Origin of the sequence: Acinetobacter sp., assembly GCF_049284435.1 — a bacterium.
GTDB lineage: Bacteria > Pseudomonadota > Gammaproteobacteria > Pseudomonadales > Moraxellaceae > Acinetobacter.
This window is the reverse complement of the sequence record NZ_JBAPXX010000065.1, coordinates 1-21,259: the sequence shown is the minus strand read 5'-3', so window position 1 is coordinate 21,259 and position 21,259 is coordinate 1. Positions and strand designations below refer to the sequence as shown.

Genomic DNA, 21,259 nt, shown 5'->3' with positions numbered 1-21,259 from the left:
GCTAGATTAGACAGGAAAGGTGGCTTTTAAGCCACCTTTTTGTTTTTTATCAATGGGCAAATATGCTAACGTATAGCGGTTTTATAGATGAACAGATGATAAAAGCATGTTGAAACAACGTACCCTGAAACGTGTCGTGAAAGCGAGCGGAATCGGTCTTCACAGTGGGCAAAAAGTCATGATTAACTTTGTGCCGCACCATGCCGATGGGGGAATTGTGTTTCGTCGTATTGACCTGAATCCGCCGGTGGACATTCCTGCCGATGCCATGCTGATTCAGGAAGCCTTCATGTGCTCGAACCTGGTTCAGGAAAATGCCAAAGTTGGCACCATTGAACATGTCATGAGTGCGATTGCTGGTCTGGGCATTGATAACCTGATTATTGAAGTGTCGGCATCTGAAGTCCCGATTATGGACGGCAGTGCAGGTCCGTTTATTTATCTGCTCATGCAGGGGGGGTTGCAAGAGCTAGATGCTGCCAAAAAATTCGTCAAGATTATTAAACCGGTTGAAGCGCTGATTGATGACAAACGGGCCATTTTTAGCCCCCATGACGGTTTTCAGCTGAATTTCACCATCGATTTTGATCATCCGGCCTTTAAAAAAGAACATCAGTCCGCCAGTATCGACTTTTCTACTGAAACCTTCGTTTATGAAGTCAGTGAAGCGCGTACCTTTGGCTTTATGAAAGACCTGGATTATCTCAAAGCCAATAACCTGGCACTGGGTGCTAGTCTGGAGAATGCGATTGGCGTAGATGAAACGGGTGTGGTTAATGAGGAAGGTTTACGTTTCTCGGACGAATTTGTACGCCATAAAATTCTGGATGCAGTGGGCGATTTATATCTGCTCGGACATCAGATTATTGCCAAATTTGATGGTTACAAATCTGGCCATGCCTTGAATAATCAACTTTTACGCAATGTGAAAAGTGATCCAAGCTGCTATGAAATTGTAACATTTGATGACGAAGCCAATTGTCCAATCATGTATGTGAATGTGACATAAGTCATTGTGTTTGTGTCTTTATGTTTTTGTTATTGCTTTAATAGTGTGACACGCATCACATAATGTTTGCTTTTTAATTTATTACATTTGATTGCGATGTTACTTTTTATTGCTTGCCAAACGTAGTAAAGCTTGGCTAAGCTTAGGGTCGCTTATAAAGTCAGCAGCACTACGAAGTAATTCCTGTGTTTCTGCATTTAAGGCTCTTTCAGGTGTTGCTGAAATAGGTGGCGTTTGCGAAGGATTCCGCAAGCAAACTTGAAGTTTAGTAAGATCTGTTAATTCATTTATTTGAGAGAGTTGTGAAATGTATTGCTTTTGAAGATAGGCCAATTGACTGATCATGGCCTGGTTTTCACCAGTAATCGTTAACACACCATTTTGATAGCAGACAACCTGCCAGCGTTCCGGTTGGGGCAATAGCGGTTGTACGAGTTTCGTAAGTTTCTGCCAGGCAGCGACTTGTGATGAGAGAAACGAAAAGTTTCCTGTTTTTATCTGTTTTCTTGTTTGTTGAAAAACGTTGACAGGTTCCGACATACATAATTCCTACATATTTATGTCTTAATCTTATGCGCTTCTTTTAGTGGATATCAAGGATAGAGATCTTCAAGGAACTCGATTAAAGCAGTTTAGAGAGGTTTTTTATGCATATGCGACGTATTTTGTTGGCATTTTCTTTATCAGTTTCAGCGGCTTCGGTTGCGTTCGCAGATTTAGTCAATCTAAATCAAGAAAATGGTTCAACAGATCGTATCGAGCAATTGACGCGTACTCTGGCACAGGGTGCATATACTCATCCAGATGATATCGATATTCCAGCACAGACTAAATTGAATGTTCAGCTTCGTGAGAAACCGGTTGAACTGAACAATCGAACGCTTGCTCAGAAGTATGCCAATACTTCATCAAACAAAGCGGCAGCAAACAGTGCTTATTCTTGGTTAATTTCTCATCCTTTACCTAATTCTCGCGTAAGTTCAAATTACGGTGGCCGTACTATGGGTGGCCGTGCTGAAAATCATTCAGGCCTTGATCTTGCAGCGCCAAGTGGTACACCAATCTATGCAACAGGTCCAGGGATTGTGACCAAATCAGGTTGGGGTACAGGTTATGGTCAATACGTTGAAATCAATCATGGCAATGGCTATTTAACGCGCTATGCTCATGCTTCACGTCTTATTGCACGTGTGGGAGAGCAGGTGCAAGCGGGTGACCATATTGCCAATGTCGGTTGTACTGGTCGCTGTACCGGTCCACACTTACATTATGAAGTAGTAAAAGACGGTCAACGTAAGAACCCATCGACTTATTTGGCCATGTTACCTTAAGTATAGACCTGAATAATAAGACGCATCTCTATACATAAAAAATCTCCAATAAGCATTTTAAAGCGTTTAAACTAAAGGCTCTTCAAGTCAACTTGAAGGGCTTTTTGTTTTATCACTTTTAAGTCTCATATTATCACCAACTATTATAATGATTGTATAATAAATCGCCTTTATTGACTATTTTTTGTTATGCTGTGTAATTATACGTCACCAATCATTTAGTTCCTAAATAGTACTGCTAAATCGCATTCAGCTAAGACCATACCTGCTGAGGTCTCAAATATGGTACATATAAGACATTAGATTAGGCTTTTAGGAACTGTAGATTATGGCGTTTTATGGCGATACAGACGCGCAAGAAACCCAAGAATGGCAAGATGCATTTGACTCTGTTTTGCAGCACATGGGCACTGAGCGTGCAGCATTTTTGTTAGAAAAACTTTATCAACGCGCAATTGCAAAGCATGTTCCTATTCAGCGTTTAAATACTCCCTACTTAAATACGATTTCTGTTGAAGAACAGCCTGCCATGCCGGGCGACCAGGACATGGAGCGCCGTATTCGCGCGCTGATCCGCTGGAATGCCTTGGCAATGGTCTTACGCGCGAATAAAACCGGGGATGATCTCGGTGGTCACCTGGCGAGTTTTGCTTCTTCCGCAACCCTTTATGATGTGGGCTTTAACCACTTCTTCCGTGCCAACAGCGACAGCTTCGGCGGCGACATGATCTATTACCAGGGTCACTGTGCACCTGGTATTTACGCGCGTTCATTTTTAGAAGGCCGTTTGACTGAAGAGCATCTGAATAATTTCCGTCGTGAAGTGGGTGGTAGAGGTCTGCCATCTTATCCGCATCCTTATTTGATGCCGGACTACTGGCAGTTCCCAACCGTATCAATGGGTCTTGGACCAATCATGTCGATTTATCAGGCACATATTCAAAAGTACCTGATGAACCGTGGCCTGATTAAAGAAGAAGATCGTAAAGTCTGGGCGTATTTGGGCGATGGCGAGATGGATGAGCCGGAAAGCCTGGGTGCAATTTCGCTGGCAGGTCGCGAAAAGCTCGACAACCTGATTTGGGTAGTGAACTGTAACTTGCAACGTCTGGATGGTCCGGTACGTGGTAATGGCAAGATCATTCAGGAACTTGAGTCACTATTCCGCGGCGCAGGCTGGCGTGTGATTAAAGTCGTGTGGGGCCGCCATTGGGATCCACTACTGGATAAAGATAAATCTGGCGCACTGAAAGCAGTGATGGAAGAAGCGGTTGATGGTGACTTTCAGCGCTATCAGGTCAAAGGTGGTGCTTATGCACGTGAAAAGTTCTTTGGTAAATATCCAGAAGCCAAAGAGCTGGTCAAAGACCTGAGCGATGAAGATATTGATAATCTGAACCGCGGTGGCCATGACCCGTACAAAGTCTTTGCTGCTTATGCCGAAGCTTGTACGGCCAAAGGTCAACCGACGGTGATTCTGGCGAAAACCGTAAAAGGTTATGGCTTGTCCGAAGAAATTGAAGCAGTCAACAAAACTCACCAAATCAAGAAGATGCAAATCAATTCTTTGAAATACGTGCGTGACCGTTTCAATCTTCCTTTCACCGATGAACAGCTTGAAGAGGTACCGTTTTACCGTCCAAGCGAAAATTCACCTGAATTGAAATATATGAAGGCACGTCGTGAAGCGCTAGGTGGCTACCTGCCTGCACGTCGTAAGGAAAGCGAACAGCTGGCGATTCCTGGACTTTCAGTATTTGATTCGGTCTTGGCCGGTTCAAATGGTAAAGAACAATCGACCACGATGGTGATGGTACGTTTAATCTCTGCACTTCTTAAAGAGAAAGCGATTAAAGACCGCGTTGTTCCAATTGTACCTGATGAAGCCCGTACTTTCGGTCTGGAAGGCATGTTCCGTCAGCTCGGTATTTATGCCGCGCATGGCCAGAAATATACCCCGGAAGACCAAGAACAGTTGATGCATTACCGTGAAGCTAAAGACGGTCACATGTTGCAGGAAGGGATTAACGAAGCCGGTGCGATGAGTGCATGGGCAGCGTTGGCGACCAGTTATTCAACCAATAACCTGCCAATGATTCCGATGTATATGTACTACTCTATGTTTGGTTTCCAGCGTATTGGTGATATTGCATGGGCAGCAGGCGATGCACAGGCACAAGGCTTCTTGCTGGGTGCAACTGCGGGTCGTACTACACTGAACGGTGAAGGCTTGCAGCATCAGGATGGTCATTCACACATCTTGGCCAATACCATTCCAAACTGTGTCTCTTACGACCCATGTTTCGGTTATGAATTGGCGGTGATCGTACATGACGGTTTGCAACGTATGTATGTGAACCAGGAACGTGTGTTCTATTACCTGACCGTAATGAACGAAAACTACGAGCATCCTGAAATGCCAAAAGGTGTTGAAGAAGGCATCAAGCGTGGTATGTATTTGCTCGAACAGGATGATAAAGCCACTGTTCAGTTACTGGGCTCAGGTGTGATCCTGCGTGAAGTGATCAAAGCGGCGAAAATTCTACGTGAAGAATATCAAATTCATTCTAATGTCTACAGCGTAACCAGCTTCAATGAACTGGCACGTGATGGTATGGCATGTGAAGAATACAACCGCTTGCATCCGCTTTCTGAAGATGTGAAAGAAGCATGGGTGTCGAAACAGCTCCGCGGTACTGAAGGTATCGTGGTGTCTGCAACCGATCATATGCGTGCTTATAGCGAACAGATCCGTGCTTATCTTCCAGATGGCCGTCCATTCGTAGCATTGGGTACTGACGGTTATGGCCGTTCAGATACACGTGCCAACTTGCGTAGTTACTTTGGTGTTGATGCGGCACATATTGTGGTTGCAACCCTGAAAAAACTGGCAGATGAAGGCGAAGTTGATGCACGCCTGGTAAAAGATGCGATCTCGACTTTCGAGCTTGATACAGATCGTCCAGTAGCTTGGGCACCTCAAGAAACCCCATCTGTACATGCTGTTGCTGACTACAAAGAGGAGAACTAAGCATGCAAATTACGACTCCTGATATTGGTGTAGATAAGGCAACAGTGGCCGAAATTCTGGTCAAAGTCGGTGATACGATTGCGGTCGATGACAGCATCGTATTGCTTGAATCTGATAAAGCCTCTGTTGAAGTGCCTAGCACTTCCGCAGGTGTGGTGAAAAGCATTCTGGTCAGCCAGGGTGATGAAGTGGCTGAAGGCGCGGTACTGATTGAACTGCAAGCTGAAGACGGTAGCGCTGATGTGGTCGAGCCACAGCAAGCAGATGCATCACAAAAAACTTCAGAAAATACGCCAACCGCATTGCCTGATCAGGAAATCATGCAGGAAATCGCTTCACATCAACCCAAAGCTTCTGCTGCTCCTGAAGCGCAAGCAGGCTCACAAGTGGTCGATGTGCAAGTACCTGATATTGGCGTAGAGAAAGCCATAGTGGGTGAAATCCTGGTCTCTGTCGGTGATGAAATCGAGGTAGATCAAAGTATCGTAGTGGTGGAATCAGACAAGGCGACTGTTGAAGTACCAAGTATGGTTTCAGGCACGGTGGAATCCATCGAGATTAAAGAAGGTGATACGATTAAAGAAGGTGTGGTCATTCTGAAAGTGAAAACGGCTGTTTCGGCAGCACAAGTACAGACAGAAGCACCTCAAGCACAAGTTACTCAAGCGGCGGCCCAAGAGAAAGTAGTCGAAGCGTCACAAACGCCAGCAGCACCTGCGGGTGATGTTGAGGTAATGGTGCCTGATCTGGGTGTAGACAAGGCGGCTGTGGCTGAAATTCTGGTTCAGGTCGGTGATACGGTTGAAAAAGACCAGAGTATCATCGTGGTGGAATCAGATAAAGCCACTGTTGAAGTGCCAAGCACTACAGCTGGCGTGATTAAAGCCATTCATGTTGAACTGGGTCAAAATGTCTCTCAAGGTATTGCACTGGTGACGATCGAAGCTGAAGTACAAGCAGATGCTGTTCCTGTTGCAGCCAAGGCAGAAGTACCGAAAGCAGCAGAAGAATCAAAAGCGCCTGCTGCAAAAGCTGCGCCAGCACCTGCTGCATCTTCTACTCAAACAGTCGCGACGTCGGATAATGCCGATAAGCTGACCAAAGAGCAGAATGCCGCTAACTCGAAAGTTTATGCCGGTCCTGCTGTGCGTAAACTGGCACGTGAACTGGGCGTTGTGCTGGCAGATGTCAAAGCATCTGGCCCACATGCGCGCGTCATGAAAGAAGACCTGAAAGCGTATGTCAAAACGCGTCTTACTATGCCACAGGCGGCTCCTGTAGCCGCTGCTGCTGAAGTCGCAGGTCTACCAAAACTGCCAGACTTTAGCGCTTTTGGTGGTGTGGAAGAGAAAGCCTTGACGCGTTTGCAACAAGTGTCTATTCCACAGTTGTCGCTGAATAATTTCATTCCGCAAGTGACCCAGTTTGATGCAGCAGATATTACTGAACTGGAAGCATGGCGTAATGAACTGAAAGGCAACTTCAAAAAAGAAGGTCTTAGCCTGACCATTATGGCGTTCATCATCAAAGCAGTTGCGCACTTGTTGAAAGAAGAGCGTGAATTTGCGGGTCACTTGGCCGATGATGGTAAGTCAGTATTGCTACGTAACGAGATCCATATGGGTATCGCGGTCGCAACGCCAGATGGTTTGACCGTGCCTGTGCTGCGTCATCCAGATCAGAAGTCAATTAAACAGATTGCCACTGAGCTAGGAACCTTGGGTCAAAAAGCGCGTGACAAGAAATTGTCGCCGAAAGATCTGCAAGGTGCGAACTTCACTATCACTAGCTTGGGTTCAATCGGTGGTACAGCATTTACGCCATTGGTGAACTGGCCGCAAGTGGCAATTATGGGTATTTCACCTGCAACTATGCAACCGGTCTGGAATGGTGAAGGCTTTGATCCACGCTTGATGCTGCCGCTTTCATTGTCATACGATCACCGTGTGATCAATGGTGCAGATGCTGCACGTTTCACCAACAAGCTGACCAAGCTGCTCAAAGATATCCGTACTTTATTGATCTAAAAAATCATGTATATGCCCTCTATTTTCTTCCTCTGGGAGAAATACAAAGAGGGTGTAAAAAGAAAAACCCTGCTTCAGCAGGGTTTTTTGCTGCTGCATTGAAAAATAATCGATTTGATTCTATACTTGGCGCACTTCATTGGGGAGTAGCCGCCTTTTGCGCAAAGCAGAAGGGTGATGGTCAACATATTTGCTCAACCGGGCATGGTCATCATAGCAAAGAACCAAGTCAGCTTTTCCAAGCTTTCTTTTGTTGGCAAGACCTTTGATTTACCACTCTGCAGATTTTGGCTAGCAGGAGCGGTGAGTCATTGGTATTGGATGCTAGCCAGAGAAAAACCTCATGTATGAATTCCTACTGTCGACTGCAATCGTAGCACTGGCTGAAATGGGTGATAAAACCCAACTGCTGGCATTGCTGCTTGCCGCACGCTTTCGCAAACCTGTTCCTATTTTAGTTGCCATTTTATTGGCGACGCTGATTAACCACGGCCTTTCTGCGGTATTAGGACAATGGGTGACCACGGTGATCGGGCCGGAGGTGCTGCTGTGGATCGTCTCGATTGGCTTTATCGCAATGGCTGTCTGGATGCTGATTCCGGATGAACTCGGGGATGAAAATGCCAGCATCAATAAATGGCAAAAATTCGGGGTATTTGGTGCGACCTTTATTCTGTTCTTTCTGGCAGAAATTGGTGACAAAACCCAGATTGCTACGGTCGCATTGGCAGCACGTTTCGATAGCGTCTTCTGGGTGATGCTCGGTACCACTTTGGGCATGATGCTGGCCAATGCACCTGCGGTATTTTTGGGAGATAAGCTGGCGAACAGACTTCCGATCAGCCTGATTCATAAAATTGGTGCAGCGATTTTCCTGGTGATTGGTGTCGCGACATTGGCTCAACATTATTTCTTTTAAATCATAAAATAATATTTACATGAATCCTGAGCTAAAAACTCAGGATTTTTTATGGTTAAAATTCTCTCAAAACCTTGATAAATAGTGTGATATGGCTAGTTTTATTGATTGTAAGTTTGATTAATTACTTATATTTTATAGGGGTATAAAAACGTTATTTTTATTATAAATTGGGGAATTTACATGGCTTTTGAACGCACCACATCGCAGGTTCTGTTTGATAACGGGACACATAAGTGCATCAGTTTTACCAGTCTGGTCAAAGGTGAAGGCGTTCAGGCAAACCAGTTTCTGATCATTGATCATGAGCGCGCAGCGGTACTTGATCCGGGTGGTGATTTAACCTATGTGCCGCTGACCATGGAACTGAATAAATATACCCGTTTGACCAATCTGGATTATGTCATGGCCTCGCACCAGGACCCGGATATCATCACCTCGATGCCGCGCTGGCTAGTCTATACGGACGCCAAAGTGGTGGCATCCAAGCTGTGGGCGCGTTTCTTGCCACACTTAAACTCGGCCTTTATGAGTGACCGGATGAAAGGCAACTGGCTGGACCGCCTGGTGGAGCTTCCGGATCACGGTCAGATCATTCCGCTGGGTCAATCGCATATTGTGGCGGTACCGGCGCATTTCCTGCATTCGGTGGGGAATTTCCAGTTTTATGATCCGATTGCCAAGATTTTATTTTCAGGCGATATGGGTGCGTCCATGGTTGAAGATGCCGCCAAGCCACTAGAAAATTTTGCCGCACATATCCCGAAAATGAAAAGCTTCCATCAACGCTATATGTGCAATAACAAGGTCATTCGTCTCTGGGTGAAAATGGTACGCAGCATGGAAATCGAGATGATTGTGCCGCAACATGGCACACCATTTATCGGTAAAGAGCAGATTAATCAGTTTCTGGACTGGATTGAAACATTGGAATGCGGCACTGACCTGATGGATGAAACGGTTTTTACTTGTCCTGAATAGTTCACACAAAAAATAATTTTTTTCTTGTGTGGAAAAACAATATTTTTTATATTTCTTCTCCAAAAAACTTTTTTTTGATGATGAGAACTTATAAGAAATGTTGTCTCAAGTTCCAAAACCGGATGCGTGTTTAAGCTGCGGGGCGTGCTGCGCCTATTTCAGAGTTTCGTTTTATTGGGCTGAAGGTATTCATATGCCTGAGCACTATACTGAACCTGTGACAGCAGTCTATTCATGTATGGCTGGAACCAATCAAAAAAATCCACGCTGTATTGCACTTGATGGCACCATCGGCCAGCAGGTGAGCTGCGGTATGTATGAGCTGCGCAGTTCATCCTGCAAAGAAGTGCAGATTGCCGATGAGCAATGCAATAAGGCACGTGTGGCACACAATATGTTGCCCTTTGTCCAGATTGAGACTGATGAAGCCGACAATGATGACAGTTTTGAATATGTCAGCTAAATTCATCCAAAGCAGAGCTTAGGCTCTGCTTTTCACCACATTAAAATGATCGGGGTATATTTTAAAATAGGGAACTTCATTATCGGACGTATATTGATGCTGTTTTAGCACCTTCATAGATCTGCGTGTATAAAGCTTGAATAAAAAAATAATTTTGCAATTGCAATGAAATTTAAGCCTATATTTGTTTATAATAGTGCACGGAAATTACCAGTGAGACTGTTATGTTGACCATCGTTCAAGACGCGTTAACCTTCGATGATGTCCTATTACTCCCTGCCTATTCTACTGTTCTTCCAAAAGATGTCTCCCTAAAGACACGTTTAACTCGTGGCATTAACCTGAATATTCCTCTTGTGTCCGCAGCAATGGATACGGTGACTGAGTCCCGTATGGCGATTGCAATGGCGCAAAATGGTGGTATCGGTATTTTGCACAAGAACATGGATATCGCTGTTCAGGCTGCAGAAGTGCGCCGTGTGAAAAAATTCGAAGCGGGTATGGTCAAAGACCCGATTACAGTGACTCCTGAAACCACAGTACGTGAACTGATTGCGTTGACTCAAGCCAACAATATCAGTGGTGTGCCCGTTGTGAAAGATGGCAAAGTGGTGGGTATTGTGACCGGTCGTGATACACGCTTTGAAACCAATCTTGAGCAGCCAGTCAGTAATATCATGACCGCTCAGGACCGTCTGGTGACGGTTCGTGAAGGCGAATCGAAAGAAAACATTCAAGCCTTATTGCAGCAGCATCGTATTGAAAAAGTACTGGTAGTTAATGATCAGCAAGAACTGAAAGGCTTGATTACGGTAACAGATTTCCGTAAAGCTGAATTGTATCCAAACAGCTGTAAAGATGACCTGGGTCGTCTGCGTGTTGGTGCTGCTGTCGGTACTGGTGCAGAAACGCCAAGCCGCGTAGAAGCCTTGGTTGACGCAGGTGTGGACGTGATTGTAGTCGATACTGCACACGGTCATTCTGCGGGTGTGATCGAGCGTGTACGTTGGGTTAAGGCCAACTATCCACAAGTTCAGGTGATTGGCGGTAACATCGCGACAGGTGATGCTGCATTGGCATTGCTTGATGCGGGTGCGGATGCCGTGAAAGTAGGTATTGGTCCTGGTTCAATCTGTACGACGCGTATTGTGGCGGGTATTGGTATGCCACAGATCTCTGCGATTGATTCTGTTGCCAATGCGCTGAAAGATCAGATTCCATTGATTGCAGATGGTGGTATCCGTTTCTCTGGCGATATGGCCAAAGCGATTGGCGCGGGCGCAAGCACGATTATGGTTGGTTCATTGATGGCCGGTACTGAAGAAGCACCAGGCGAAGTTGAATTCTTCCAGGGCCGTTACTACAAGGCTTATCGTGGTATGGGTTCATTGGGCGCGATGGCGGGTGCGACTGGTTCTGCTGACCGTTACTTCCAGGACTCTAAGGCCGGTGCCGAGAAGCTGGTTCCTGAAGGTATTGAAGGTCGTGTACCGTACAAAGGCCCAATGGGTAATATCGTACATCAGATGATGGGCGGCCTACGTTCTTCGATGGGTTATACCGGTTCTGCGACGATTGAAGATCTGCGTCAGAATGCCAAGTTTGTGAAAATCACGGCTGCCGGTATGTCTGAGTCACATGTACATGATGTGACCATTACCAAAGAAGCGCCAAACTATCGCGTGGGTTAATTTCCTGTGATTTAAAATTTTAAAAAGCCGTCATGCAAATGACGGCTTTTTTATTTTGGTGTAAAGTGTGACTCAAGGAAAAAAATGGGTGATATCAATCATCCGCTAAGAAGTGAGATAAAGATGAGTTATTTTGGTACGGATGGTATTCGTGGAAAGTTTGGCGAATTGCCGATTACCCCTGAGTTTGCCCTGAAACTAGGATTTGCAGCCGGTAAAGTTTTAAAACGCCATAGTAAAAAATCCAAACCATTGGTGGTTCTGGGTAAAGATACCCGTTTGTCTGGCTATATCCTGGAAGCAGCCTTACAGGCAGGTTTAAATGCCGCCGGCGTTTATGTTCATCTTTTAGGTCCACTACCGACCCCAGCCATTGCTCATCTGACCCGTGCCTTACATGCCAGCTTGGGTATTGTCATTTCCGCTTCGCATAACCCGTATTTTGACAACGGTATTAAGTTCTTCTCTGCGGAAGGTAAAAAACTGCCAGATGCTTTACAAGACGAAATTAATCAGGAACTTGAAAAAGATTTTGTGATTGAAGATACGGCGAATCTGGGTAAGAGTATCCGGGTTAAAGATGCCAACGGTCGTTATATTGAATTCTGTAAATCGACTTTCCCGTATCATCTGGATCTGAATGAACTCACCATTGTAGTGGATTGTGCCAATGGCGCAGCCTATAACGTAGGGCCTGCAGTGTTCCGTGAACTGGGTGCACGTGTGATTGCGATTCACAATGAGCCGAGCGGTTTGAATATTAATGAGGGCTGTGGTTCAACCCATCCGGAAAGCTTGCAACAAGCCGTGGTTCAACATCAAGCGGATTTGGGTATTGCCTTTGATGGGGATGCCGACCGTGTGGTTCTAGTAGATAAAGCCGGTAATCTGATCGACGGTGATCATATTCTTTATATTCTCGCGACTCAAAGCTCGAAAAAACCGGCAGGTATAGTCGGTACCTTAATGAGCAATATGGCGCTGGAACTGGCGCTGGAAAAAGCACAAGTGCCGTTATTACGTGCCAAAGTTGGCGACCGTTATGTATTGCAAGGTCTGGAAGAAAATGGCTGGGTAATTGGTGGTGAGCCTTCAGGTCATATTCTGACTTTAGACAAAAGCACCACAGGCGATGCCATTATTGCAGCCCTGCAAGTTTTAACCGTGATGGTTGAACAGAAGAAAGCTCTGCATGAACTTGTGGCTGATTTTAAACTGTTGCCCAATGTCCTGGTCAATGTACGTTTAGATGCCATGTTTGACCCTTATTCAGTGCCTGCACTGGCAGCTGAATTTGAAAAAGCCGAACAGCAGCTTAAAGGCCGTGGTCGTTTATTGATTCGTAAATCCGGCACAGAACCTGTCATTCGTGTGATGGTCGAAGGCGATGATCTGGCCGAAGTCACCACACTTGCAAACAGCCTGGCAGATGCTGTGCGTGCCAATGCCGCTTAACGGGAACATAGATAATGAGTGATCTGATCAAGGATCTGAGTGAGCTGCGCCTGAATTATGAAAAAGGCGAGTTACAGGAACAGCAAGTCAATCTGAATCCACATATGCAGTTCCTGCAATGGTTTAACCATGCACTGGAAGCAAAATTGCATGAGCCCTATGCCATGTCGTTGGCAACAGCCAATGCACAAGGCCGTCCGCATGTACGTACGGTATTGCTGCGTGGAGCGACTGATGCAGGGTATGATTTTTATACCAACTATGACAGCCAGAAAGGTCTGGATCTGGCTGAAAATCCTTATGCCGAACTGTTGTTCTACTGGCAGGATCAGGAGCGGCAAATTCGTATTTCGGGTCGTGTAAGGAAAATATCGGAAGAAGAATCGACCGATTATTATCATAAACGTCCACGCGAGAGCCAGATTGCCGCGCATATCAGTACCCCGCAAAGTGGCATCGTGGCCAGTCGTGAGGAATTGCAGCAACGTTTTTGGGATTTGCATACCCAGGTCACGAATCAGCAACAGTTGGACAAGCCGGTATTCTGGGGCGGTTATCGTCTCGAACCCGATTATTATGAATTCTGGCAGGGTCGTCCCAACCGTTTACATGACCGTCTGAGTTATCGTAAAAGCGATGATGGCTGGACTTTAGAGCGCTTAATGCCATAACCATGCAAAAACTGGAAATCAAACAACGGCCCTTGCTGACACGTCCTGAAAATTTAGCGGGCGTCCCTGCATTTGTGGCCGAGATTCTGGCCCGTCGTGGGGTGGAAGCCGAGCAGGAGCTTGAGCTCAAGCTAAAGCATTTGCTGGCACCGACCATGAAAGGCTTGCCCGAAGCGATTCAATTGATGGATCAGGCGATTGATCGTGGCCAGAAAATCGTGATTGTCGGTGATTATGATGCTGATGGCGCGACCAGTACTGCTTTGATGGTGCTGGCACTTCGGGATATGGGTGCAAAGGTCGATTATCTGGTACCGGACCGTTTTAAATATGGGTATGGACTGACGCCCGCAATTGCAGATCTGGCCTTTGTCAATTTCACACCTGATTTACTGATTACCGTGGACAATGGCATTTCCAGCCATGACGGAGTAAAACAGGCACAGGATCATGGTATGCAGGTGATCATTACCGATCATCATCTAACGACCAAGCCGACACCACAAGCTGAAGCCGTGGTCAATCCCAATCAGCTCGGTTGCGACTTTCCAAGCAAGGCGCTGGCTGGGGTCGGGGTAGCTTTTTATGTACTGGCCAATCTTTCTACCCATCGCAAGAAACTTGGAAAATCCTCTACAGTAATTACCAATTATCTTGATCTGGTGGCGCTCGGCACCTATGCCGATGTAGCGAGTCTGGACTATAACAACCGGATTCTGGTTGATGCGGGTCTGAAACGGATCCAGCAAGGTCTATGCCGAGCAGGAATCAGTGCGCTACTTGATATTGCAAAACGTGATCCTGCTGGTCTGAAAGCTCAAGATTTGGGCTTTGTTCTAGGCCCACGGATTAACGCGGCTGGCCGTATGGAAACCATGGATATCGGCATCGAATGTCTGCTGGCTCCTGATCTGGCAACAGCCTATCCACTGGCTGAACAGCTGAATCAGCTCAATGTCGAGCGCCGTCAGGTTGAAGGAAAAATCAAGCAGGAAGCTTTGCTTGAGCTGGATAAAATCCAGTGGGATGCAACTGAACTACCTGCTGCGTTGATCATGTTTGAACAGCATTGGCATCAGGGAGTGATTGGGATTGTGGCAGGGCGTTTGAAAGAGCAATTTCATCGTCCGAGCATTGTTTTTGCCGCGGATCAGGATGGGATTCATATCAAAGGCTCGGCGCGTTCGATAGAAGGCATTCATATCCGTGATGCGATTGAACAGGTGGCGGAGCAATATCCCCATTTAGTCAGTCATTTTGGCGGACATGCAGCAGCAGCTGGTTTAACCCTGAAAAAAGAAAATTTCGCTGAGTTTAAGCAGGTCTTTGAAGCACTGATTGGTGCGATGGATGAGGATTTATTCACTGCGACTTTATGGACAGATGGAGAGCTGCCAGCTTCTGCTTTTCACATTGAAACAGTCGATTTATTACAGAATTTAAGTCCATGGGGACAAAAATTTCCCCAGCCGATTTTTGACGGTGTGTTCAAAATTATGGACTATCGCTGGCTTAAAGACGTGCATCTTAAATTACGTGTGGCGTTGGAGAATGGGCAGGTCGTAGATGCGATCGCCTTCAATGCAGCGCATAAATATGACTTTGACCCGATGAAAGATACGCGCTTGGTGTATGAGCTGGATAAAAATATCTTTAATGGCAATGTCAGCCTGCAAATGCGGATTATCCATTTAGAACAATAGGCCATAAAAAACCGCTCGAGTGAGCGGTTTTTTTGCTTTTAATCGGAGAGATTAGAAACGGAAAGTACCATTGATACCAAACGAGTCAATACCGTCAGTTGTGTGGTAATTTACACCTGCTGCAATAGTTGGCGTAAAGAATTTTTGAGCTTTAATACCGAACAGCGTATCTGAACCATCTGCAGTAGAATCAGCAATAGATAGACCTACACTGAGAGTTGGATCGATATAAAGATCAGCAGCTAAGCGATAGGTTGTTTCATCACCAATATAGCTTAAGGCTTCAAAATTCGTAAAATGATTGCCAATTTGAGTCACGTATTTGGCACGTAAAGATAATGCGGTGTCATCACCTACAGTAAGTGCATTTGAAAGATTTGCGGTGAAACCATAGTCTGCCACTTGAACTGGGTCTACGCTTTCATTAGCTGCACCAGCTGCTAATAGTAGGCCATTAACTGGTAAGTAACCAACTTCAAGAGCATAACCAGTATTGTCTTCACCAGCAAAGTCAGTTTGGTTAATAGTACCGCTTACATAAAATTGAGTATTTGGAATATAAAACTCACCACTTACACCAAATACATCAATATCTTCATCGCCATCACCGCTTGCATTTGCATAACCTAAGCCAATATTGCTTGCTTTATTTAGGAAAGCCGCTTCTGCAAGTGGAGAGTTCTTAACTTGAACAGCGTTTAAGTAGTATTTTCCATTGATGAAAAATGTATCTAGATCCCCAACATTATCAATATCTGTATTTTCATACCCGACATTAAGTTCAGTTTGGTAAGCATGTGCAGTTCCCAGACCAGCAAGAAGCGCTGTAGCAAGAGCAAGTTTCTTAAGCATTTAGATTTCTCTCTTTGTTATAAAAATATGACTGTTTGATTACAGTTGTAACAAATTGTACAGTTTATATTCGCCCCGTCAATGTGCAAAAAATACCTAAATGCTTGTTAAGAGTGCAATAAAAAACCCATCCGAGGATGGGTTTCTATGAATGACTAATTTTCGGTTTTAGATTAGAAGCGGTATTTCGCTGCTACACCAAAAGAGTTGTAGTCATTGTTAAACTGTTCGCCAAAGCCGACACGGCCTTCTAAGCTAACTTGTTGGTTAATGAACTTACGTGCATTGATACCAAATTCGCTCTTGTCCGTAATATCATTGTTGTGATAATCAGCACCGACACTCAAGGTTTTGTCGATGAAATAATCTGCTGCCAGATTGTATTCATCTAGATCACCAAACGCTGCACCTGCTTCCAGGTTGATATCTTTACCGTTGCTAAGTGTAGTCACATATTTAGCACGCAATGTTGGATCTACGCCATCATCATTGTCGTTATCCCAACCTTTCACACCCGCCGCAATCAATAGACCTGGCGCTGGCAGATAACCGACTTCAGCTGCATAGGTGGTTAAATCATTTTCTAGATCATCATTGTCTTGCAGATCATGACCATTGACGTTACCGCTTAGGTAGAAGTCAGAATTCGGTACGAAGTACTCTGCGCCTACGCCATAACGATGCGCTTCAGAATCACCAATTTCATTATATTGATATTGCGCACTCACGTTACTTGCACGATCAAGGAATGCTGCTTCTGCTAATGGTGCATTACGTGTTTGAACTGGATTGAAGTAATATGTACCATCAACGCCGAAAGAACCGCTAGTTCCACCGTTGTCAGGATCAACCACTCCTGCTGATGCACCAATTTCTGCTTGGTAAGCATGTGCTGCTGTACCAGTCATTGCTATTGCTGAAAGTAGTGCCGAAGCAATCGCTAATTTTTTCATGGTTACTACCCCTCAAATCGTGAGTTAAAAACATTACACTTTTTGTTACAACTTTCAGTCTAGAGCAATTCCAAAGATCGTCAATCAAAGGAAAGTTACAGTAATGTGAATAGCGTAATCTTGTGTAATTTTTGCTAAACAAGTGACTGAATAATAAGATTAAATTTATAATGTAGTGTTTTATTAAAACTGTGTGGATATTGTGGAATCTATTGAATTTGCTGATTTTTTATACAGTGTAATAAGAAGTCCTAGTTTATAAAATCAATTGCAAAATTATATTTCGGTCATAAAAACGAGGCTAAAAAGCCGATAAAAATCTCAGATAAAAAGGTGCAAAATAGCCTATTCAATGTTGAAAATTGGATGAGGGGAATAAAGATCTAAATGCCCCAAGTCATTCAAACTTTGGACAGGATGGATCACACTAAAATAGCGGAAATAGACTGTGCTATAATATGGGGCTAAGAATTTTGTGCCTAATTTTGATTGAGAGTAATTCACGTGGAAATTAATCCGTATCTAAACCAATTAAAAGACTTAAACGAACGTGGTCAAACACTACGGGGGTATCTTTGACTACGATCTGAAAAAAGAGCGTTTAGAAGAAGTCCTGCGTGAATTAGAAGATCCAACCATCTGGAATGACCAGAATCGTGCTCAAGCAATGGCCAAAGAAAAAGGCGAGCTTGAAAACGTATTAAATGTGCTGGATGGTTTAAGTACCCAGCTTGAAGATGCCCAGGCTTTGCTTGATCTGGCGGTTGAAGCAGATGATGAAAGCTTGCTAGAAGATGTACAGGCTGAACTGAGCGCGGCTGAAGAAGAATTGGCCAAGCTTGAATTCCGTCGTATGTTCAATAATCCGATGGATCCAAACCCTTGCTATCTTGAAATTCAAGCCGGTTCAGGTGGTACAGAAGCACAGGACTGGGCGTCTATGTTGCTACGTATGTATCTACGCTGGATCGAACGTCATGGCTTTAAAGCAGAAGTGATGGAAGAGTCAGATGGCGATGTGGCTGGTCTTAAATCGGCGACCATCCGTGTAGACGGTGAATATGCTTATGGCTGGTTGCGGACTGAATCAGGCGTACACCGTTTAGTGCGTAAGTCACCATTTGACTCGGGTAACCGTCGTCATACCTCGTTCTCTGCTGTGTTTGTATCGCCTGAAGTCGATGACAATATCGAGATCGAAATTAATCCGTCCGATGTTCGTACCGATACCTATCGTGCCTCAGGGGCGGGTGGTCAGCATATTAACAAAACAGATTCTGCCGTGCGTTTAACCCATGCACCGACCGGAATTGTGGTGGCCTGTCAGAACCAGCGTTCACAACACGCCAACCGTGACCATGCCTGGAAGCAGTTACGTGCCAAACTTTATGAACTCGAGATGAGCAAACGTAACGAAGCGGCACAAGCATTGGAAGATTCCAAGTCTGACATTGGCTGGGGTAGTCAGATCCGTTCATACGTGCTGGATGATTCGCGTATTAAAGACTTGCGTACAGGCGTCGAAAACTCGAATACTGGTGCAGTTCTGGATGGTGATCTGGATAAATTTATCGAAGCAAGCTTGAAACAGGGCTTGTAAGAAGTCGTTTAAATAGCTGGTGTAACCAAGCTTGTACAGACTGTGACTCTTATATCTAAATTTATCGATATATAAATCGGAAAAATACGATATAATGATTTTCAGATGCTGAACAAGTTTTGTTGCGCCACAGATTGTGATGTACCTATGGACCTTGATCTAATTTTTAAATCCTTAGCCAATCCGATACGCCGGCAAATTCTGGAATGGTTGAAATCGCCAGAACACTATCTGTCCGCGGAAGAGTGTGGCGGCTTTCAACGTGGGGTCTGTGCAGGGCAGATTGAAAAGTTAGGACAAGTCTCTCAGTCCACCATGTCTAATCATTTGTCTGTATTACAGCAGGCGGGGTTAATTACTGCCACCAAGCATGGACAATGGTCTTATTTCTCGCGCAATGAAGCTTTGATTCAGCAATATATCGAACATATACAACAACACCTCTAATCCAACAGGTGGGAGTAACGATGGCTGAATTAAATTCTCCTTTAACGCTCGGTGCGTTAGAACTCAAAAACCGTGTCATCATGGCGCCGCTTACCCGTAGTCGTGCAACCGATGACCGCGTACCCACACCAATGATGGCCGAATACTATGCCCAGCGTGCAAGTGCAGGTTTAATCATTTCTGAAGCCACAGTAATTTCTGAAGAAGCCAATGGTTACCGCAATACACCGGGACTATTTACTGATGCTCAGGTAGAAGGCTGGCAGCAGGTCACTCAAGCAGTACATGACCAAGGTGGCCTGATTGTGGCGCAGCTTTGGCATGTCGGCCGTGTTTCTGATCCTGAATTACTGAATGGCGAAACCCCAGTATCGGCAAGCAGCGTACAACAGGCTGGTCATGTCAGTTTATTACGCCCAAAACGTCCTTATGTGTTGCCGCGTCCGCTGGAAATTGCGGAAATTCATGCCATTACCGAGCAATATAAACAGGCTGCAATTCGTGCTAAAGCTGCCGGTTTTGATGGCGTCGAGCTGCATGCAGCCAACGGCTATCTGATAGACCAGTTCCTGCAAACCAAAACCAACCAGCGTGAAGATGAATACGGCAGTTCAGTCGAAAACCGTGCCCGTTTCCTGCTAGAAGTTATGGATGCACTGATTGAAGTCTGGGGTGCAGACCGTGTCGGAATTCATTTAGCACCGCGTGGCGATGAACATGATATGGGCGATAATGATCCACGTGAAACATTTGGTTATGTGATGGAACAATTGGGCAAACGCCAGATTGCATTTTTCTTTACCCGTGAATATCTGGCGGAAGACAGCATTTCGGACTATATGAAACAGCGCTCAAATGGTGTGCCGTATATTGCCAATATGCGCCTCAGCCGTGAAGATGCCATTGAATTACTGGCTTCAGGCAAGGCCGAAGCGGTATCTTTTGGTAAGGCTTATATTGCCAATCCGGATCTATACGAACGTCTGCTCGAAGATGCACCGCTGAATGAACTGGAGCTAGAAAATATGATCGGAACCAATGTCGCAGAAGGTTATATTGATTATCCGACATTGGCTGAAGCAGAAGCTCTAAGTACAGTAGAATAATCTAAAAATGAGCCACATTGATTAACATGTTGATGTGGCTCTGCTATATTCTGCCCATTGAATCTTTGGACAGGGGCGCAATGTGGCCACTCCATTTTGGTATAACGCAGCCTTGGCGCTGGTTAAACCTTTATATCAATCACGTATTCGTAAACGTGCGACCGATCCTGAACAATTACAACAAGAACTGACAGAACGTTTCGGTCCGTTTCAGCCACCCAAAAACCTACATGCCATCTGGTTTCATGTGGTGTCGGTAGGTGAAACTAATGCTGCCCAACCGTTAATTGAACATTATTTAAAACTTGGCCATCCGGTGCTGGTCACCAATACCACCAAAACTGGTCAGGCACGCGCTAAATCATTATTTTTAAAAGCGCCTTATCTTGATTTGTTTCAAGCCATCTATTTACCCGCTGACCAGAAAACTTTAATTCGTGAGTTTTATCAAAAATATCAGCCGAAACTTTTATTGCTGATGGAAACCGAGCTTTGGCCCAATCTGCTGGATCAGGCACCCCAGTTTAATGTGCCAAGTGTATTGTTGAATGCGCGTCTGTCCGAAAAATCCGCCAAAGGTTATGCCAAGGTCAAAGGTCTGACTAGAAGCATGCTCAAAAATTTAACTGGCCTTTTAGCACAGGATATTGCCACTCAGCAGCGTTATATCCAGCTAGGAATTGCAGCTGAGAAAACCCAGGTTTTGGGCAATATCAAGTTTGATATTATTGCGCCCGAGCGCTTTATTCAGCAGGCAGACCAGCTGAAACAGGAGTGGCAGTTGGCTGGTCGAAAAATCATTACACTGGCCAGTACCCATGCGCCTGAAGAAAAAGAAATGCTGAGTGCTTTAAAACCTGCTTTAGATGCTGATCCCCATTTGGTCTGTATTGTGGTGCCGCGTCATCCGGAACGTTTTGATGAGGTGTTTCAGGCTGCACAGTCTTTGGTATTAAAAATCCAGCGTCGTAGTCTAGGGCAACGTATTGAAGCAGATACCCAAGTGTATTTGGCCGATTC

General features: G+C 45.1%; 18 protein-coding genes and 1 riboswitch. Of the genes, 15 read left to right on the top strand and 3 right to left on the bottom strand.

Annotated elements, in window-relative coordinates:
* Window positions 1-106 precede the first annotated feature (106 nt).
* Window positions 107-1,009: a UDP-3-O-acyl-N-acetylglucosamine deacetylase gene (gene lpxC, locus WAK81_RS05580; RefSeq protein WP_253172859.1), complete on the top strand. Its 903-nt coding sequence runs from the start codon at window positions 107-109 to the stop codon at window positions 1,007-1,009.
* Between the two features lie 99 nt (window positions 1,010-1,108).
* On the opposite strand, the gene WAK81_RS05575 is transcribed toward lpxC, so the two are convergent.
* Entirely contained in the window at window positions 1,109-1,549 is a 441-nt protein-coding gene (locus tag WAK81_RS05575; RefSeq protein WP_422196028.1) for a DciA family protein, read from the bottom strand.
* 107 nt (window positions 1,550-1,656) lie between these two features.
* Between WAK81_RS05575 and WAK81_RS05570 the strand changes: the two genes are divergently transcribed.
* From WAK81_RS05570 to recJ, 10 genes are all read left to right on the top strand, one after another.
* Complete coding sequence (locus WAK81_RS05570) at window positions 1,657-2,340, top strand: M23 family metallopeptidase (protein ID WP_005245719.1); 684 nt, start codon at window positions 1,657-1,659, stop codon at window positions 2,338-2,340.
* Between the two features lie 328 nt (window positions 2,341-2,668).
* Window positions 2,669-5,371, top strand: a complete 2,703-nt coding sequence (gene aceE, locus WAK81_RS05565) for a pyruvate dehydrogenase (acetyl-transferring), homodimeric type (protein WP_422196027.1) — start codon at window positions 2,669-2,671, stop codon at window positions 5,369-5,371.
* Window positions 5,372-5,373: 2 nt separating this feature from the next.
* Window positions 5,374-7,398 carry a 2-oxo acid dehydrogenase subunit E2 gene (locus WAK81_RS05560; protein WP_422196026.1) on the top strand — a complete coding sequence of 675 codons (2,025 nt, stop codon included), beginning with the start codon at window positions 5,374-5,376 and terminating at the stop codon, window positions 7,396-7,398.
* A 129-nt stretch (window positions 7,399-7,527) separates the two neighbouring features.
* Window positions 7,528-7,669: riboswitch (yybP-ykoY riboswitch) on the top strand.
* Window positions 7,670-7,741: 72 nt separating this feature from the next.
* Window positions 7,742-8,317 carry a TMEM165/GDT1 family protein gene (locus WAK81_RS05555; protein WP_004729168.1) on the top strand — a complete coding sequence of 192 codons (576 nt, stop codon included), beginning with the start codon at window positions 7,742-7,744 and terminating at the stop codon, window positions 8,315-8,317.
* 183 nt (window positions 8,318-8,500) lie between these two features.
* Window positions 8,501-9,298 carry an MBL fold metallo-hydrolase gene (locus WAK81_RS05550; protein ID WP_114540944.1) on the top strand — a complete coding sequence of 266 codons (798 nt, stop codon included), beginning with the start codon at window positions 8,501-8,503 and terminating at the stop codon, window positions 9,296-9,298.
* Window positions 9,299-9,395: 97 nt separating this feature from the next.
* The gene (locus WAK81_RS05545; RefSeq protein WP_081400831.1) at window positions 9,396-9,761 is read left to right on the top strand and encodes a YkgJ family cysteine cluster protein; all 366 of its coding nucleotides are present in this window, start codon (window positions 9,396-9,398) and stop codon (window positions 9,759-9,761) included.
* A gap of 224 nt (window positions 9,762-9,985) precedes the next feature.
* Window positions 9,986-11,452 carry an IMP dehydrogenase gene (guaB, locus tag WAK81_RS05540; RefSeq protein WP_422196025.1) on the top strand — a complete coding sequence of 489 codons (1,467 nt, stop codon included), beginning with the start codon at window positions 9,986-9,988 and terminating at the stop codon, window positions 11,450-11,452.
* A gap of 123 nt (window positions 11,453-11,575) precedes the next feature.
* On the top strand, window positions 11,576-12,907 hold the full coding sequence (glmM, locus tag WAK81_RS05535) for a phosphoglucosamine mutase (protein WP_422196024.1): 1,332 nt from the start codon (window positions 11,576-11,578) through the stop codon (window positions 12,905-12,907).
* A gap of 14 nt (window positions 12,908-12,921) precedes the next feature.
* The gene (gene pdxH, locus WAK81_RS05530; RefSeq protein WP_422196023.1) at window positions 12,922-13,578 is read left to right on the top strand and encodes a pyridoxamine 5'-phosphate oxidase; all 657 of its coding nucleotides are present in this window, start codon (window positions 12,922-12,924) and stop codon (window positions 13,576-13,578) included.
* 2 nt (window positions 13,579-13,580) lie between these two features.
* Window positions 13,581-15,281: a single-stranded-DNA-specific exonuclease RecJ gene (recJ, locus tag WAK81_RS05525; protein ID WP_422196022.1), complete on the top strand. Its 1,701-nt coding sequence runs from the start codon at window positions 13,581-13,583 to the stop codon at window positions 15,279-15,281.
* A 51-nt stretch (window positions 15,282-15,332) separates the two neighbouring features.
* Here recJ and WAK81_RS05520 read toward each other — a convergent pair whose 3' ends face one another.
* Both WAK81_RS05520 and WAK81_RS05515 read right to left on the bottom strand, forming a co-directional pair.
* A complete protein-coding gene (locus WAK81_RS05520; RefSeq protein ID WP_422196021.1) occupies window positions 15,333-16,133 on the bottom strand; it encodes a putative porin in 801 nt (266 codons plus the stop codon).
* 173 nt (window positions 16,134-16,306) lie between these two features.
* A complete protein-coding gene (locus tag WAK81_RS05515; RefSeq protein WP_422196020.1) occupies window positions 16,307-17,086 on the bottom strand; it encodes a putative porin in 780 nt (259 codons plus the stop codon).
* Between the two features lie 504 nt (window positions 17,087-17,590).
* On the opposite strand from WAK81_RS05515, the gene prfB reads away from it, so the two are divergent.
* The 4 genes from prfB to WAK81_RS05495 all read left to right on the top strand — a co-directional run.
* A protein-coding gene (gene prfB / locus WAK81_RS05510) for a peptide chain release factor 2 (RefSeq protein WP_422196019.1) occupies window positions 17,591-18,686 on the top strand; the annotation gives its coding sequence in 2 pieces (ribosomal slippage) (window positions 17,591-17,662 and window positions 17,664-18,686; 1,095 coding nt in all).
* Window positions 18,687-18,833: 147 nt separating this feature from the next.
* On the top strand, window positions 18,834-19,133 hold the full coding sequence (locus tag WAK81_RS05505; RefSeq protein WP_422196034.1) for an ArsR/SmtB family transcription factor: 300 nt from the start codon (window positions 18,834-18,836) through the stop codon (window positions 19,131-19,133).
* Between the two features lie 20 nt (window positions 19,134-19,153).
* Window positions 19,154-20,239, top strand: a complete 1,086-nt coding sequence (locus tag WAK81_RS05500; protein ID WP_422196018.1) for an alkene reductase — start codon at window positions 19,154-19,156, stop codon at window positions 20,237-20,239.
* An 82-nt stretch (window positions 20,240-20,321) separates the two neighbouring features.
* Window positions 20,322-21,259, top strand: a 938-nt coding sequence (locus WAK81_RS05495; RefSeq protein WP_422196017.1) for a 3-deoxy-D-manno-octulosonic acid transferase, incomplete at its 3' end; no start/stop codon positions are given.

Coding starts and splice junctions, on each gene's coding strand:
- lpxC (WP_253172859.1), top strand. CDS start 107: ATGTTGAAACAACGTACCCTGAAACGTGTCGTGAAAGCGAGCGGAATC.
- WAK81_RS05575 (WP_422196028.1), bottom strand. CDS start 1,549: ATGTCGGAACCTGTCAACGTTTTTCAACAAACAAGAAAACAGATAAAA.
- WAK81_RS05570 (WP_005245719.1), top strand. CDS start 1,657: ATGCATATGCGACGTATTTTGTTGGCATTTTCTTTATCAGTTTCAGCG.
- aceE (WP_422196027.1), top strand. CDS start 2,669: ATGGCGTTTTATGGCGATACAGACGCGCAAGAAACCCAAGAATGGCAA.
- WAK81_RS05560 (WP_422196026.1), top strand. CDS start 5,374: ATGCAAATTACGACTCCTGATATTGGTGTAGATAAGGCAACAGTGGCC.
- WAK81_RS05555 (WP_004729168.1), top strand. CDS start 7,742: ATGTATGAATTCCTACTGTCGACTGCAATCGTAGCACTGGCTGAAATG.
- WAK81_RS05550 (WP_114540944.1), top strand. CDS start 8,501: ATGGCTTTTGAACGCACCACATCGCAGGTTCTGTTTGATAACGGGACA.
- WAK81_RS05545 (WP_081400831.1), top strand. CDS start 9,396: ATGTTGTCTCAAGTTCCAAAACCGGATGCGTGTTTAAGCTGCGGGGCG.
- guaB (WP_422196025.1), top strand. CDS start 9,986: ATGTTGACCATCGTTCAAGACGCGTTAACCTTCGATGATGTCCTATTA.
- glmM (WP_422196024.1), top strand. CDS start 11,576: ATGAGTTATTTTGGTACGGATGGTATTCGTGGAAAGTTTGGCGAATTG.
- pdxH (WP_422196023.1), top strand. CDS start 12,922: ATGAGTGATCTGATCAAGGATCTGAGTGAGCTGCGCCTGAATTATGAA.
- recJ (WP_422196022.1), top strand. CDS start 13,581: ATGCAAAAACTGGAAATCAAACAACGGCCCTTGCTGACACGTCCTGAA.
- WAK81_RS05520 (WP_422196021.1), bottom strand. CDS start 16,133: ATGCTTAAGAAACTTGCTCTTGCTACAGCGCTTCTTGCTGGTCTGGGA.
- WAK81_RS05515 (WP_422196020.1), bottom strand. CDS start 17,086: ATGAAAAAATTAGCGATTGCTTCGGCACTACTTTCAGCAATAGCAATG.
- WAK81_RS05505 (WP_422196034.1), top strand. CDS start 18,834: ATGGACCTTGATCTAATTTTTAAATCCTTAGCCAATCCGATACGCCGG.
- WAK81_RS05500 (WP_422196018.1), top strand. CDS start 19,154: ATGGCTGAATTAAATTCTCCTTTAACGCTCGGTGCGTTAGAACTCAAA.